General features: G+C 56.3%; 14 protein-coding genes and 3 tRNA genes. 7 read left to right on the forward strand and 10 right to left on the reverse strand.

Features of this window, described 5'->3' with window-relative positions; genetic code table 11:
• Nucleotides 1–34: 34 nt before the first annotated feature.
• Nucleotides 35–2,650: an EAL domain-containing protein gene (locus tag SCL_RS08645; RefSeq protein ID WP_172425991.1), complete on the forward strand. Its 2,616-nt coding sequence runs from the start codon at nucleotides 35–37 to the stop codon at nucleotides 2,648–2,650.
• A gap of 160 nt (nucleotides 2,651–2,810) precedes the next feature.
• Here the strand turns inward: SCL_RS08645 and SCL_RS08650 are convergent, their stop codons facing one another.
• The 7 genes from SCL_RS08650 to SCL_RS08680 form a co-directional block, all read right to left on the reverse strand.
• The gene (locus SCL_RS08650; protein WP_148665049.1) at nucleotides 2,811–3,551 is read right to left on the reverse strand and encodes a hypothetical protein; all 741 of its coding nucleotides are present in this window, start codon (nucleotides 3,549–3,551) and stop codon (nucleotides 2,811–2,813) included.
• Nucleotides 3,540–3,615: transfer RNA gene (locus SCL_RS08655), tRNA-Glu, on the reverse strand. Before SCL_RS08655 ends, SCL_RS08650 begins: the two co-directional genes overlap by 12 nt.
• 56 nt (nucleotides 3,616–3,671) lie before the next feature.
• A tRNA-Ala gene (locus SCL_RS08660) sits at nucleotides 3,672–3,747 on the reverse strand.
• Between the two features lie 40 nt (nucleotides 3,748–3,787).
• Nucleotides 3,788–5,203, reverse strand: coding sequence for a glutamate--tRNA ligase (gene gltX, locus SCL_RS08665; RefSeq protein WP_096360849.1), 1,416 nt, complete (start codon nucleotides 5,201–5,203; stop codon nucleotides 3,788–3,790).
• A gap of 66 nt (nucleotides 5,204–5,269) precedes the next feature.
• Nucleotides 5,270–5,821, reverse strand: a complete 552-nt coding sequence (locus SCL_RS08670) for a diheme cytochrome c (protein WP_096360850.1) — start codon at nucleotides 5,819–5,821, stop codon at nucleotides 5,270–5,272.
• Nucleotides 5,822–5,840: 19 nt separating this feature from the next.
• The gene (locus SCL_RS08675; protein WP_096360851.1) at nucleotides 5,841–6,239 is read right to left on the reverse strand and encodes a DUF1924 domain-containing protein; all 399 of its coding nucleotides are present in this window, start codon (nucleotides 6,237–6,239) and stop codon (nucleotides 5,841–5,843) included.
• Nucleotides 6,240–6,243: 4 nt separating this feature from the next.
• Nucleotides 6,244–7,398, reverse strand: a complete 1,155-nt coding sequence (locus SCL_RS08680) for a cytochrome b/b6 domain-containing protein (protein WP_096360852.1) — start codon at nucleotides 7,396–7,398, stop codon at nucleotides 6,244–6,246.
• Nucleotides 7,399–7,539: 141 nt separating this feature from the next.
• Between SCL_RS08680 and SCL_RS08685 the strand changes: the two genes are divergently transcribed.
• Together SCL_RS08685 and SCL_RS08690 are read left to right on the forward strand one after the other, a co-directional pair.
• Nucleotides 7,540–7,614 (forward strand) — tRNA-Val (locus SCL_RS08685).
• A 220-nt stretch (nucleotides 7,615–7,834) separates the two neighbouring features.
• A complete protein-coding gene (locus SCL_RS08690; RefSeq protein WP_096360853.1) occupies nucleotides 7,835–9,070 on the forward strand; it encodes an SET domain-containing protein in 1,236 nt (411 codons plus the stop codon).
• Between the two features lie 345 nt (nucleotides 9,071–9,415).
• Here the strand turns inward: SCL_RS08690 and SCL_RS08695 are convergent, their stop codons facing one another.
• The 3 genes from SCL_RS08695 to SCL_RS08705 form a co-directional block, all read right to left on the reverse strand.
• Nucleotides 9,416–10,252, reverse strand: a complete 837-nt coding sequence (locus SCL_RS08695; RefSeq protein ID WP_172425992.1) for an ice-binding family protein — start codon at nucleotides 10,250–10,252, stop codon at nucleotides 9,416–9,418.
• Between the two features lie 392 nt (nucleotides 10,253–10,644).
• A complete protein-coding gene (locus SCL_RS08700; RefSeq protein WP_096360855.1) occupies nucleotides 10,645–11,844 on the reverse strand; it encodes an Ig-like domain-containing domain in 1,200 nt (399 codons plus the stop codon).
• 365 nt (nucleotides 11,845–12,209) lie between these two features.
• The gene (locus SCL_RS08705) at nucleotides 12,210–12,557 is read right to left on the reverse strand and encodes a BON domain-containing protein (RefSeq protein WP_096360856.1); all 348 of its coding nucleotides are present in this window, start codon (nucleotides 12,555–12,557) and stop codon (nucleotides 12,210–12,212) included.
• Between the two features lie 379 nt (nucleotides 12,558–12,936).
• On the opposite strand from SCL_RS08705, the gene SCL_RS08710 reads away from it, so the two are divergent.
• From SCL_RS08710 to SCL_RS08725, 4 genes are all read left to right on the forward strand, one after another.
• Nucleotides 12,937–13,587 (forward strand): VPLPA-CTERM sorting domain-containing protein, encoded by a 651-nt coding sequence (locus SCL_RS08710; RefSeq protein ID WP_148665050.1) that lies wholly within the window; start codon nucleotides 12,937–12,939, stop codon nucleotides 13,585–13,587.
• Nucleotides 13,588–13,818: 231 nt separating this feature from the next.
• The gene (locus SCL_RS08715) at nucleotides 13,819–14,433 is read left to right on the forward strand and encodes a hypothetical protein (protein WP_096360858.1); all 615 of its coding nucleotides are present in this window, start codon (nucleotides 13,819–13,821) and stop codon (nucleotides 14,431–14,433) included.
• 228 nt (nucleotides 14,434–14,661) lie between these two features.
• A complete protein-coding gene (locus SCL_RS08720; protein WP_096361913.1) occupies nucleotides 14,662–14,832 on the forward strand; it encodes a glycine zipper 2TM domain-containing protein in 171 nt (56 codons plus the stop codon).
• A gap of 147 nt (nucleotides 14,833–14,979) precedes the next feature.
• On the forward strand, nucleotides 14,980–15,546 hold the full coding sequence (locus SCL_RS08725; protein WP_096360859.1) for a ferritin-like domain-containing protein: 567 nt from the start codon (nucleotides 14,980–14,982) through the stop codon (nucleotides 15,544–15,546).
• Nucleotides 15,547–15,620: the final 74 nt, after the last annotated feature.

Consider the following 15,620-nt stretch of genomic DNA (forward strand, 5'->3'; position numbering starts at 1 on the left):
ACATCGTACAGCAGGTCATGTTTGCCACCTGGCGATGGCGATATTGTCCTGTTTCATCCTCGCCCATCCGGCCACCGCCGAAGAGACACGCGACAAACAGCTGACACTGATCGCCGTATTCCCCTCCCACTTCCCGCCGATCTTTGACACCACCAAAAACGACGTCCCGACCGGCTTCGGCATCGAAGTCATGGAAGAGATCGCCGCGCGCGCCGGGCTGCGCATCAGCTATCGCAGTATGCCGAATTGGTCGGCGGTGGCGGCGGCGCTGGAGGCTGGACAAGCCGACCTTATTCCCAACATGGGTATCACACCGGAGCGACAGGAGAAATTTTATTTCAGCCAGCCCCTCATGCGCATGTCTGTATCTCTGTATGTACGTGCCGGGCTGCCGGAGATTCGTGGACTGCGGGATTTGGTCGACCAGAATCGAGTCGTAGCAACTGTCAAGATCAATGTTGGTGAAGACCTGCTCAAGGATTACACAAAGATATCTGAAAAATCCTATAACTCTGTCAATGAGGCATTTCACGCTCTGCAGGCTGGCGAGGTCGATGCCCTGATCTATCCGACACCCGTGGTAGATCGACTAATAAAAAAACTTGATCAGGAAAACCGTATCAGACGGATCGGAGAACCGCTGACCGTGATCGAACGCGCCATTGCAGTCCGCAAGGACAATCAGGCATTGCTCGACCGGCTCAACCCGGTCATCACCGAATTCGTGGGCACACCGAGATATCGTGATATTTATGATCGTTGGTATGGGGCTCCCCCGCCCTTCTGGAATACTGCGCGTGTCGCGTATCTGATTGCCGGAATACTGGGCATCACACTTCTCCTTGGTTTCTACGCCCGTTTTCGCATACTCGACCGTGCCAACGCGCGCCTGCGCGCGGCCAATGAACTCAATGCCGCCGTGCTCGCCACCGCGGTCGAGGGAATTCTCACGCTGGATGAACAAGGCGTGGTGCGTTCCGCCAACAAGGCCGCGGAAAAAATATTCGGTGTCAAAATGGTGGCGGGCGGCGGCATCACAATCAATTCCCTGCTGACAAGCGCAGAAGCCGCACAATTACTGACACACCTGGGCCACCTCGGCTGGAGCACGGTGGAAAATTCCTGGCGCGGCACCGCCAATAATGTCTGGGAATCGTTGGGTATGCGGCCGGGTAATGAGATCTTTCCCATACGCCTGGGCATTGCACCGACGATCGTGGGAACCGAACGCCTGTTCGTCTGCACCATTCACGACATGACCGAACAGCGCCGCGCCGAAAACCAGGTGGAATACCTGGCCGACCATGATCCCGTTACCGGATTTCTCAACCAGCGCGGCATCACACTGGTTTTGGGGAACCTGCTGGACCTGTTGCGCCGTCAGCACAAACCGCTTGCCTGTCTGCATATAGGCCTGTCCCGTTTCGCACAAATCAACGACACCTATGGGCGCCAGACGGGCGACGCCGTCATGGTGCAGATCGGCAATTTTCTCAGTCAGCGCCTGCGCGAGATCAATGACTCGGGCCAGGAAACCTCCCTGCCGATCGCACGCCTGGGTGGCAGTCGTTTCCTGCTGGTGCTGCCGGAATACGACCTGGCCAAGGCAAGGGCACTGGCTGAAACCGTACTGACCGGACTCGCGCGCCTGGAAGTCAAGGCGGGGCACGAGCGGCTGCGCGTAGACGCGAAAGCCGGCATCGTTGTGTTCCCCGAACATGGGACAACCGCGGAGGAGCTCATTGCGCATGTCGAGAGCGCTTTGTTGAGCGCGCAGGAACAACGGGTCGGCCTGATCAGCGTGTACAGCCAGGAAATGCATCATCAGGAAACACGGGCCGAACAATGGCTCCAGCGCCTGCATGTCGCCCTGGAACAGCATGATTTTGTGCTGCATTACCAGCCGGTGATAGAGGTCGCCTCGGGCGAGCTTTCACATTACGAAGGGTTGATCCGCATGACGCAGACTAACGGTGAACTGATTCCGCCGGGCGAGTTCATCCCGATCGCGGAACGCACCGGTCTCATCGCGCGAGTTGACTACATGGCCATGGAAATGGCGTTCTCCCAGCTGGCCGCGCTCGATGCCCAGGGTTTGAATATCAAGCTTGCCGTCAACATCAGCGCGGCCCATCTCGGCGACGACGCCCTGTTCCGCTGGCTCGAAAACGTGTTTGCCGAGGATACGGCATTGCCGGCGCGACTGATCTTTGAAATCACGGAAACCACCGCCGTGCATAACATTGCGCGCGCCAAGGCGTTCATGGAACCGCTGCGCGCCCTGGGTTGCCGCTTCGCGCTTGACGATTTCGGCGTCGGCTTTACCTCTTTTACCCATCTGCGCAGCCTGCCGGTGGATACCGTCAAGATTGACGGCAGTTTCGTGCGCGATCTCGCCTCGAACCCGGAAAACCAGTCGCTGGTGAAGGCCATGACGGAAGTGGCGCACAGCCTCGGCAAGCAGGTCGTGGCCGAATTCGTTGAAAGCGCCGAGATTCTGGAGATCCTGCGTGCGCTGGGCGTCGACTATGCCCAGGGCTATCACATCGGCCGACCTGGTCCTGCCCCGCTCATGCCCTGGGTTGTCAAAACACAGCCGCTGCAGAGGCTTTCAACAAGGCATAAGCGACCGTCTTCGAAATACCATTAGGACAGCGGCATCCAAACAAAAAAGCCGGGTTAAAGCCGGCTTTTTTTGTTTGGCGTCCCCAAGGGGATAGCTTGCGCCATTCATGGCGCTTACCCTTCGGGCCAGCGTAGATTTGTAAAAGGGAGCGGAGTGAGGCGTACCAGTATTATCGAAGGCACGGCTATCGACCCTTGCCAATAGCCTTCGCCCGCGCAGCGCGGCGTCTCGCGACTTCAGGCCAGTAATCATCCGCGCTTAGACTATAAGAAGCCGTGTCCAGGCTTTCGGCATACTTCGACACTCGGATGGTCGCGCCAGCGCGTTTCCAGTAAAAAGTCATCTTTGTGGACTTGGCGCCAGTGTCTTTCCGAGTTGGCGGGCCATACTTGGTCGTCAGGCCAGCAATCAAGTCGTCAAAGGCTAATGAGTCGAGTAACGCATATGCATACATCAGCCGGTTGGCAATGAAGTGGAAATCGATGACCTTGATGTGACGGCCGGCGACCCCTGAAAGCGCAGTGCGTGGAGCGCGATCGATAATGGTCGTCTCGCAAAACAGATCTGCTTCCGTCTGTTTGCGCTCCCAGAACTTTTTTAACGTTTCATTAAGCGGCCTCGTTGCCTCCTGCCTCGGATCGCTACAAATAAATTCCGGGTACTTCATCCTCAGCTCTTCCGCTGTCGAACCAATCTTTAATCCCTTGAATTCAAGCGAATCATCAGCGTAAGTGCTGGATGCCGTGAACAGCAGCAGAACCAAAATAGCCGGTACCAGGTGGTCTTTAGGCATATTCGAGAAACACGCAATTAAAACAGACGCTCGAGTATATTCAGGGTTCGAATCGACATTGATAACATCAGAAACAAAAAAAAGGGGGCCCGCAAAAATCGCGGGTCCCCTTTTTGATTCTGGCGTCCCCAAGGAGATTCGAACTCCTGTCGCCGCCGTGAAAGGGCAGTGTCCTAGGCCTCTAGACGATGGGGACGGATGTGCGACTGAAAAAAACAAAAGGGTTGTCCGCACGCAACCCCTTGTGTGAAATGGTGGAGCTAGCCGGGATCGAACCGGCGACCTCTTGCATGCCATGCAAGCGCTCTCCCAGCTGAGCTATAGCCCCTTCAGAGGCGCGGTACTTTACATGCCCGCCCACCGGCGGGTCAAGCCGTAACCGCTTGTTTCCTGATGTGTTCCAGCGCCGCATCGAGGCGTTCAAGGGTTTTCTCGCGTCCGAGGAGCGTGAGCGTCACGTCGATCGGCGGCGAGACGGCGCGGCCGGCGACGGCCACGCGCAGGGGCTGCGCGATCTTGCCGAGCTTCAGGCCTTCGGCCTCGGCCACGCCGGCGACCGCCGCGTGAATTGCCGCCGCCTCCCACTGCGGCAGCGCCGCCAGCCGCGCACGCAGCTCGGTCAGCGGCTTGCCCGCCTCCGGCTTCAGATGTGCGGCCGCATCCTTGGCCTCGTATTGCTCGAAATCGCGATAGAAGAACAGGCTGTTTTGCGCCATTTCCGCCAGCGTTTTGGCCCGTTCGCGCTGCGCCGTGACGACCTCGACCGGATCCGGACCGGTCGCGGGATCGATGCCGAGCTTGCCCAGATGATGGCTCAGATGATGCGCCACATGCCGGGGATCGCTGCTCTTAATATAGTGCTGGTTGAGCCACATCAGCTTCTCGGGGTTGAACGCCGCCGCCGAGCTGTGGACGTTGGTGACGTCGAACAGCTTGATCATTTCGTCGATGGAAAATACTTCCTGGTCGCCGTGCGACCAGCCGAGGCGCGCGAGATAATTGAGCAAAGCCTCGGGCAGATAACCGTCATCGCGATACTGCATGACGCTCACAGCGCCGTGGCGCTTGGACAGGCGCGCCCCGTCCGGGCCCAGGATCATGGGCACATGCGCGTAGACCGGTGGCGCGTAATTCAGCGCCTTCAGCATGTTCATCTGGCGCGGGGTGTTGTTCAAATGGTCGTCGCCGCGGATGACATGGGTGATTTTCATGTCCATGTCGTCCACCACCACGGTGAAATTGTAGGTCGGCGAGCCGTCGCCGCGCGCGATGATCAGGTCATCCAGCTCGCTGTTCTGGAATATCACGCGTCCGCGCACCAGGTCCTCGACCACCACGACCCCGTCGAGCGGGTTCTTGAATCGCACCACCGGCGACGCATCCGTTGGCGGATTGGACACGCCATGACGGCATTTGCCGTCGTAACGCGGCTTTTCCTTGCGCGCCATCTGCTCGGCGCGTAGCTGTTCCAGGCGCTCCTTCGAGCAATAACAATGATAGGCCTGCCCCTCCTTGAGCATCTGCCGGATGACTTCCTTGTAACGCGGGAATCGATGGGTCTGGAAAAACGGCCCCTCGTCGTATTCCAGCCCGAGCCAAGTCATGCCCTGCAGGATGGCGTCCACCGACTCGGCGGTGGAGCGTTCAAGATCGGTGTCCTCGATGCGCAGGATGAAGGTGCCGCCATGCTTGCGCGCGTACAGCCAGGAAAACAGCGCGGTGCGCGCACCGCCCACGTGCAGATAGCCGGTGGGGCTGGGGGCAAATCGGGTGCGGATGGTCATTTCAGGACATGTCGCCGGGAAAGACTGCCTATGTTAATGAAATTCCGGCCGCCGTGCATCCTGAGATCAGTCGTCCTCCCAGGGACCATGACCAGGGATGTTTATCTCGTGCTCGCTGAACAAACCCGCCTCCGCCCTGCTGTGGCAGGCCTGGCATTGGGTGAGGCTCTTGACCTTGGGGTTACCCGTAATGAGCCGCGCCGGGATTTCGTCGTGTTTGGAAACGATATACGGCACTTGGCTGATGCGTATCGGCGTTTGCCCCGGAGAAAGTGAATCGCTGATTTTCACCGAGCGCCGGTGGTTCGAGCGGTCGGCGGCATTCTTGACCAGATAGTCCGCAATGGCCGCGGCGTCCTCCTGCGGCAGCTCGGCGTTGTCGCCGAAGTGATCGGCCAGATTGCCCATCAGCTTCCGCCAGGAGCGCGCTGGCAGCAATCCCGGCTGATAGGCGAAATGACAGCTGCCGCATTCCTTGGCATAACGCGTGTTGTTGACCGGCGCCACGTCGGCGCTCTTGCCGCGGCGTGAATACGAATCGCCGTCAGCCATCACGACATTTGACAGGGCGAGCATTCCGCCCAGCAACAAACCCGTTCCATAACGTATTTTCATCATCCACCTCACGTCTGTATCATTAATTGCGGATAAACAGCAGGAAATCGCCCTTCTCTTGCGGCGTACATTCGCGTCCGTAAGTCCATTTGCAGTTGCGCAGGAACCATTTCTCGACCTGTTTGACGTCGGTCAGGCGTTTGGGATTGACCGCCGGTTTCATCGGCTCGATCACCTTGCCGGTTTCGGCGTGCTTGCCGGCATTGCGCAGGTTGGCGGTGTGGCAGGCAGCGCAATTGCGCGATTCGCCGGTCTTGGCGTTCTTGAAACTCCTGTTCCATAACACTTCGCCGGCCGCAGCACTGAAGCCGTTCGCTCCCTGCGCCTTGTAGGCAGCGAGTCGTTCGTCGACCACGTCGGCGCCGGCCGCGGCACTGGCGCACAAAAGGGCGATCAACATCGAATGCACTGATATCTTCATACAATTACCTCACGTTGGATTTGGCTTGATCGGCGGACGCGGGCAGGCGCATGGCGGCATCCTCGAAGGTGCCGCGTTCGGCATCGAGATGGCAGGCAGCACAATTGGCCTGGGTACGCACGGCCGGCGCCTGCCACAGTTTGTCTTCGATGTCGCGGTGCTTGCGTTTCCAGTATCCGGTTTCGGTGATACGAAGCGGTGTTTCCTGCGGCGGAATGGAACGGTTGATCTTCCATGCTGCCTCGGTCAGTGCCGATTCCGCGGCGTTACGCCGGGCAAACTCACGCAGCTCAGCCACTGTTGCCGGATCGAGCGCCAGATCGTCGCCAAAATGGCTGGCCTGGCCGTCGAGCAGCGCCTGCCATGACCGCGCCGGCAACAACGTCGGATGAAACGCCAGATGACAGCTGCCGCATTCGCTGTCCCACGCGGCATTGGCGGGAAGCGACGGACCGGTAAACGGCAGGTAGGGTTTCCCGGGCGTGGCGCGCGCATAACCGGCGAACTGAATCCCGGCGGCCGCCAGCACGGCAACAACCATCACGGCGCCGACACGGGAATACGTGCGCGTTGAAATGCCACGGCCGCGTTTATAGCCGGTGATCATGGCGGCCGCGAGATTCTCGCGGTGCCGCCAACTCTCGAAGGCCACGCCCACAATATGCACGGCCACAAGCACGAGCATGGCAAACGCGGTTATTTCATGCGCCTCACGGAAAACGGCGGCGACAGAAAAACTCACCCACCCCGCCAGAGGACCATGCCGTTCTTCGCCGCCGAGCACCAGCAAACCGGAAACGGAGATGGCCAATCCGAGCACCAGCAGGAGGAAAATCGCCCAGGCGCCGGCGGGGTTATGACCCACATGACGCGGCGCAATGCCACGCCAGGTGGCCAGCAGATAATCCCTCGCGGCGCGCCAGCTGTAGCGGAAAGCCGGGAATCGGGCATAACGGCCGCCGGCGAGACCCCACACGAGCCGGAATAGCAGCAGCCCGAAAAACAGGTAGCCGAAAAATACATGTACATCGAGATAACGGTCGTGTTCGTGCGTAAGCCAAGCGACCGCGAACGAGCCCGCGAACAACCAGTGGAACAGGCGCGTGGGCAGATCCCACACCTTCACCCGGCCCGCATTGGTTTCCCCCGTCCGTGACATGGGAGAGTCTCCATAAATGACTTACGGGCGATCTTAGACGGGCAAGCTGAAATGAAACTGAATCAGGCGGGTCCGACGGCGGAAGCCAAGCCGGGCCAAATTGACCGGCACCGGCCCAGCACGTAAACTTTGCATCCCTTCGGGCGATTAGCTCAGCGGTAGAGCACTGCCTTCACACGGCAGGGGTCGCAGGTTCAAACCCTGCATCGCCCACCATCTTTTCAGGCGCTTGGTGAACAGAAGTTACCCACCCTCCCGGCGTTGTAATTGAGATTTTGAGCGTCAACCTTGATTTTCACGCCATAGACTTGGTGAGATTCATGCGTCCCCGTGGTAAACAACCTGAACCGGTGTGATCGGGAATCATGCGCGCGCCCAACTGTTTGGGTCTGGCCAATTACGTATACTGTCCCTGAAATTGTCTCAGGAGAATCATATGGTGCAGATTATCAGTGATCGTAGCGAGCTGAAACATAGCCTGCGAAAACTGGTGACTTTGGTGCAGAAGAATGGCGGGTGGCTGGATGAACGGCTGATCATCCGATATGAACGTGGTGGTTTTTCCGTGCACTCGAAGACCAACGGCGCGAACAGTAATTGGATTATCAAGTTGCCACCTGCCTGTCTTTTACCGACTGATCAATTTCAACTAAGCCTGGCCGGTGATGATATCCGTGTCGAGTCCCATACTTCCGAGTTCTCGGGGGGGCGCCTGGATTTGCTGGAGATTATGCTTGAACTATGGAATCAGACCGGAAAAATCGCTGCGCAAAAGAAAACGGCCTTTTGGGGCATCAGTGAAAGCGATCCCGACCTTTTCAGGCGCCTCGCAGCAGGCCGCAACACGCAATTCTATGCGAAGCTGGAAGACAGCCTTTACTCGAAAGATCAACATGAACGGTTATTGATCAAGGGGTTTTTGATGACCAGGACATCAGGGCTCGCTTCCAATATTTCGTCATCCGAACGTACGCAAATGCTTATGCCCATTATCGAGTTACTGAACCACCACCCGTTGGCGCCGCCTTACACCTATTTGTTCAGTCAGAATGAAAAAAATCAATTGGCGATTAAGAAATTCTGTGCGTTACCCCAAACAACCGAGTGCTTCGTCCGCTACGGTTATTATGATGCATACGATCTGCTTTTGAATTATGGTTACATAGAAAGCAATACATTTTTTATCCGTTCTATTCCGATGGAAATCAGTTTGCCCGGCCTCGGGACAATGAAAGTTTATACCTCAACCGGCCAGATGGGTCACAAGAATCTGCCTCCACAAATCGCCGATCTTGGCGTATTTTTGCCTCAATTTTTCATAAATCGTGATGCGGGAGTGGCGGACGTCGGCTATCTGCTGATTCCACAGGATACTGCCCCACATGCACTGCGTCGGGTGCTTGGCTTCATCATTTATCAGCTTGACCCAAAGCTCCCTGCCATCAAGATTTCTGAATTCGTCGAAATGGCCGAGAAACAAGTGCTTGCAGAAAATACCAGGTTTTATCGAGACCTGCTGGAGCACCTGCATCACTTGGATTCCGCGAGGAAGAGCAGACATGCATTGCAAGTTCAATCCGCCATGGAAATGGCCAACGTGCAACTTTCGAAGTTAGCGAAATACCCGTTTATCGGAAAGGATTCTCCCACGGTCACCAGAACACTTTCCTGAATCCGCGGAGTCAGAACGTCACAGAATGATTTAACCCTGCTCCGCTCTGATCACCCGGCCCCAGCCTCTACAGATTATTCCCCAGACATGTCTACAATTACTCTGCTCATTTTGAGCACACCACCAACGCCACGATGGAACAGTGACAAATCCTTAATTAAGCCGGCATATGCTGAGCGGGAGTCGGCAGGAATTGACTGTCGCAAGTTCGAGTCCTGCATCGCCCACCATCCTTTCAGGCATTTATTCTTATTCAGACCACAGAAAAAGACCGTCTTGCGACGGTCTTTTGTCCTGCTTTTACGGCTCATGCTTTAGGGGTTCACCAGGGCATGATCTTCCGTTTTACGGAACGGTAACCGTCGTCGTATCAAGAACAACTGCGGTCTGAGACAGCAGCCTGCCGTTGATCGATGCGAGACTTCCAAATGTGATCCCGGTCTGGCCCAGTATGACTCCCTCAAAGTGCGTGCCCGCTCCCATGGTCACGGCACCGGATACCTGCCAGAAGATGTTCTGGGGCAATGCACCGCCGCTCAGGATAACGTTCTTGGCAGCAGCCATGTCGAGCGTTCCCGCCACCTTGAGAATCCAGACATCTGTCGCGCTGCCGCTGAAAGTGAGATCCGTCGGTATGGTAACAGCGCTCCCCCATTCGTAGACGCCAGCGGTGAGGGTTTGACTGGTGAGCGTTCCGGCACCCAGGTTGGTCGTCGCAGCAGATGTCGCTGTCCGTCCGGCGGCATCGGTGTATGCGGCTTGCATATTGAGTACGGCCGTACTGAGATTAGTAGGTGTAGGTTCCGCATAGTCGGCTGCATATAATTTTCCGGGTGCAGCCACCTGAGCGGATGTCGAATAGAGATCCGAGTTGTCGGCCGCCGCTGTTTCGGACCAGCCCGTCAAGCCAACCCTGGCGGTCGGACTCAATCCGACATTCCCGGTGACTACGGAATTTGGAACGGTTGAAACACCCGCTTTTGCCAGAATCGCATAATGGCCGGCTGCCCCCAGGGAGACGCTGCCCGCCGCCGTACTGACTGCCCCTATCGGTCCTTCGGCTGCGCTTGGGGCAGACACGCTGCTTCCACCGTCATTGTTACTGCATCCGGCCGTTAAAGCGGCCACCGCCAACCCCAGCAACCACATCCGTGATTTGGGATAATTTGTGAATCTGCTCATATTCTGCTCCTGCTTGCTCGATACCGGAATTGGCATCGAGATGTAATCGGGTGAATGGCAGTCCAATTTTCCTTGATAAGAATTTCGTCAATGGACTGCAAGGCCATCCATCACCAAGCTTGGTGTACTCCTTCCGCCGTCTATGGACTGTACGATGGCACACATATGACGAATTACGTTGGCTGAACACCAAGCCTGCACGCCGAAACAATATTCCTTAAGTCGCTCCGGGCACGGCGCACATTCGTACGTATATATATGCGGAAATTTTTCACCACAAAAAACCTGCGATGCAGGGCTTAAGAGGGGTCATCAGCTTGAGGCCATGGGGGTGGTGCGCGTACTCACAACCTCAATCACAACATGGCGGCACAAAGAAGCTTCACCAGGATTTATGGCGCCGTGGTAAAGCTCCAGACCTTGTCGTTTGCCAGCGCATTGCCTGCCATATCCTTAGCCCCGGTAGTCAAGCGGGCGGTATAAATGGTTCCGGGCTCAAGATTGCTCACAGGCGTGGGATGGGAATCGACGGGTGTGGTGAGATGGTTTATGCGCGTGAAGATCGCGGTGTTGCTGCTCGCGTCAAAAGCCACAGTTCCTGTCACGGGGTCAGTGCCGGGTCCGGTCACCAGAAAGTTTGCGGTGGTGATGCTGGCCGGATCCATCGGTTCATTAAAACTGACGTTGAATGTTGTGCCGATCGCGACACCTGTCGCGCCATCCGTGGGGCTGGTTGAATTTATCACGGGTGCGGCGACATCCGGATTTGCGCCGGTGGTAAAACTCCATGCCATGGACCGTGACGCATTACCCGCCAGGTCCGTCGCATCGGCGGTGATCGTGGCGGTATACGGCGTGTTCGATGCAAGATTGTTTGAGGGAGTAAAGCTCGCTGTTCTATTAATATAAGTCACGGTACCCGGAACCGTCGTGGTGCCAGGGCCTTTCACCGTAAAGCTTGTGGCCGTCAGCATCGATGAATTCATTTCTTCGCTGAAGGTGGCGCTGATCTTGTGATTGACAGCCACACCCGTGTCATTGCCGGTGGGGATGGTAGAGGCCACGCCGGGTGCAGCGTTGTCCGCCACGGCGTCCGCGGTAAAGCACCACGCAAAGTCATTCATGAGCGGATTGTTGCCCAGATCCTTGATGCCGGTGACGACCGTAGCCGTATATCTTGTATTAGGCGCGAGGCCGCCGGAGGGCGTGAACACGGCGATGTGATTGGTGGCGTCATAGCTCACCGTTCCAGGGAGATAAATAAGAGTAACTCCATCAGCTTCTACCCTTCCATCGGTCAGCCTGAAGTAGTCTGTGTTAACGTCAGCCGGAATCATTGCCTCACTAAGCGTGGCCGTGAGTTTGCTATTGGTCCCGATTCCCGGGACTCCCGAACTGCCTCCTGTATCTTCACCCGGGCTCATGGCCGTGACGCTTGGTGCGGTACTATCGGGAGGAGCGGAACTTCCCCCATTTGCACCGCTGCCACTATCTCCGCCACCACCGCCACCGCCGCCGCATCCGGTCATAAAAAAAAGCAACATGAATGCCGCAAATGACAGCTTCATGGAATCACCCTTGTATACGCTCATTGGTGTCACTCCTCAAAAAATATCCACACTGTGCCTTGCGTCCGCGCAACGATCACTACGCAGACATCCGCAGCATCGAATCCTCCTCATCGAGGGCCGCCACCATGGAAAAAATTATTCACGATCGTCGCGTCATCTTCTGTGCGATATCGAACATACGACGATAAATTTCCCTGAAAACGGAAATTGCCTATTGCAAAAAAAGCCCTGCATCGCAGGGCCTAAGGGGGGTCATTGGGGTGGTACGTGTACTCGTAATCTCAATCACAACATGCCCATTCTCCGCCGTAGCCAGCGGCAAAACGTGCCTTTTTCATGAACATTCTGCTTGTTAAAACAATTGCCTGGTTTGACTTGATTGCCGCTTAATTCCTGATGTTCATTTTATTTTCAACATTTTTGACGCCGGCGACACCGTGCGCAATTTCAACGATGCGTTCCATCTGCGCCTGGCTCTCGACGAAACCACTCAACCGCACGATGCCTTGGTGGGTCTCGACCTTGGGGTCCAGCCCCTTGACTACCGGGTCCGCGAGGAGCCCCGATCTGATTTTCGTGGTAATGATGTCGTCATCCAGCGCTGTCTCGACGCCCGTACCAGGAGCGGTAGCGGTCGTGGCCTCCTCTCGCTTATCGCAACCGGCAACCATGAACGTTGCGGCAAACAAGAGAAGAACGTTTAACGAAATAATTTTTTGGTTAACCTTCATCATTATTAATCTTAATATCCCTCCCGCATAGAGCCAATCCAGCTACACAAGCCTGGACTATCCAGAACATCGACACTATTCCTGTTCTGCTCTTTGTCGGTCTGTACGGTTTCGCACATACGCGGCCAGCCGGTGAACGTCTGCCTGCACTGCATCACGAGAAATGACGCGGGATAAAGCAATACCTCGGCGTTTCCCCGGCTTTCCTGAACACTTTCAGTTCTTAAATAATTCGTGCTGCGTTCGCCAGCGCACCGAGATATATCGCTCATCCTGATTAGATTTTGGCGTTGCGGCCGAGTGGTCGTTTCCGCACGTGGCTGCGTCAATAGGTGCATCACTGGGAAATTAAATGGAAACATAGCGCGCAGGAGAGCATGCAATGGATACACCCACCCTGAAAACAAGAATGTCACGATCAATTCGATACAGTTTATTCCTATGCTTAATAACAATGGCGGCGTCGAGCCATGCGGCAACGGTGTCTTTTTTCCTGAATGAGTCGAATCGTCTTCCCGACGGCATCAACTACGTATCAGTCAATCTCACTGAAAACCTGGCGGGAGGAGTGGACGTCCTGGCCCGGACTTTGGACCCGCTCAACGACCTTGGCATCCGTGATTTTGGCATTCAAAAGTTTGCTTTCAGTTTCGATGATGGAACCATGGCGGACGTCTCGGGTCTGCCGGATGGCTGGAAGGTCAAAGGAGACCGGGGCATGAATGGCTTCGGGAAATTCGATACGGGTCTCCTGGGCAATGCACACACCCGCACCGATGTCTTGAGCTTTACGATTAATGGTGTGGGCATCGATGACTTTGAATCTTATTTTGCGGTAAAAGTCGCTGGCCTGGATAGCCGCCTTGGACCATCGAACGCCTTTTTCGGCGGTTCTTTGGAAAATGGTTCTTTTGGCCCTGGTTCAGGCGGCACTGACGGAAATCTTGCTGCAGTGCCGGTGCCCGCGGCCATCTGGTTATTCAGCTCCGGTCTCGTGGGACTCATGGGGCTGGCACGCCGTGCCAAAAAATAAATCCGGCACCAAATAATCCGCGAGCATCCGCATCCGATCTTCCGCCAGCGCATAGCAACAATGGCGTGCGCTGGCGGAAATCACTGTTCCCGGCCTTCACCACGCCCGCGTCTCTTCCTTTCGCAAGGCTATTCTCGTGCGCCACCGTACATACGACGCTGAGTATTCAACGTAAGGTCTGTAATCGACAGTCACATACACTTCATCCAACGCCCACTTAAAGGAACAATCATGAGAAAATTTACCGTTACAGCGATAGCAGTTGCCATCGGCTTCACGTTTAGCGTCGGTGCCATGGCGCAAACCATGTCCAAGGACGATTACAAGGCCGGCATGGACAGCATTGCGGCCGAATACAAATCAAACAAAGTCAGCTGCGAAGCGTTGTCCGGCAATGCCAACGACATATGCATGGCCGAGATCAAAGGCAAGGAAAAGGTCGCCAAGGCCGATCTCGAAGCCCGTAACAAGAACACCAACGAAGCTCGCTATGATGCACTCATCGCCAAAGCTGATGCCGATTACGCAGTCGCCAAGGAAAAGTGCGATGACCAGGCCGGGAACGTCAAGGACGTCTGCCTGAAGGAAGCGAAGGCCGCAGAGATCGCCGCCAAGGCCGATGCCAAGTCGCAGATGAAAATCTCGAAGGCGAACAAGAAGGCCAACGACGAATCTGCCGAAGTGCGCAAGGATGCGCGGGAAACCTCCGCCGACGCGCGCCACGATGCTGCCAGCGATAAAAGCGACGCCAATTATTCGGTAGCGAAGGAAAAATGTGACGCCCTCGCCGGTGGCGCCAAGGACAGCTGCATGAACGAGGCGAAACTGAACTACGGCCAGAAGTAAGCACGCAATCCATCTGGCGCCAGACAGACTGTCAGACGCCAGATGGAATCTGTGAAGGGTAAAACCTGCCTACGGAACTCTGCAGACGGTGGGATCGGGGTGGCATGCCGCCGCGCCGGATCCGCCCCGCCACAGGTGAAATTTTCCGTGAACCAGTTGTATGACAATGAGGTATTCCCAGTGAAAACGATACATGTATTTTCTGTCGGTGCGGTTGTCGCCACGTTAATGCTCGGCGGTTGCAGCACCATGACGCCGCAAGAGAAGGATACGGCGATCGGCGCCGCCGTCGGTGGCGCTGCGGGCAATGTGCTTACAGGCGGCAGTGCCGCCGGAACGATCGGCGGCGCAGCAGTTGGCGGTATCGTGGGACACGAGACCAGCAAATCCAAGAAGTAACGATTGGCAGAGACGCCTTACCTCCCGTTTCCACGGCCAGATAAGGAAGGATACCCTCTCGCGCATTCCGATCGGCCCGTGCGACGGCGAGGTCTGGGCCATGGGTATCAATAGACCCCCACCCATCACAATATGAAGGAGTGACTCATGGAGACATCCTCGCTGAAAAACTTATCGAAGGACCAACCTTTGCTGTCCGATATCCAGACCTTGCGCAAGCGTGCGCGTCAGCATATCGAAGGTGGTGCTGTCACGTCGGGTTACGCGGCAGACCGCAAGACTGTGATCAAACTGCTGAACGAGGCGCTGGCAACCGAGATCGTCTGTGTGCTGCGCTATAAAAGACACTATTTCATGGCCGCCGGGATCCATGCCGATCCCGTGGCGACCGAGTTTCTCGAACACGCCAACGAGGAAATGCTGCACGCCGACCGTATCGCCGAGCGCATCGTGCAGCTTCGTGGCGAACCGAATTTTTCCCCGGACGGCCTGTCGCTGCGCAGCCATGCCGAATATGTCGAAGGCGACTCACTCAAGGAGATGATCAAGGAAGACCTGGTCGCCGAACGCGTCGCCATTGAGAGTTATCGCGAGATGGTCGCCTATATCGCCGAAAAGGATCCAACCACTCGCCGTATGCTCGAAGAAATTCTCGCCAGCGAAGAAGAGCATGCCGACGATCTGGCGTCACTGCTCGAGGGTTTGAAAGACTGAAATTCCTGTCAGCTTGGCATCCGCAAGTCCTGGACACTTTTGCGCACGTTTTCCTCAGGGAGCCTCTACATGCC

Origin of the sequence: Sulfuricaulis limicola (assembly GCF_002355735.1) — a bacterium.
Lineage (GTDB): Bacteria > Pseudomonadota > Gammaproteobacteria > Acidiferrobacterales > Sulfurifustaceae > Sulfuricaulis > Sulfuricaulis limicola.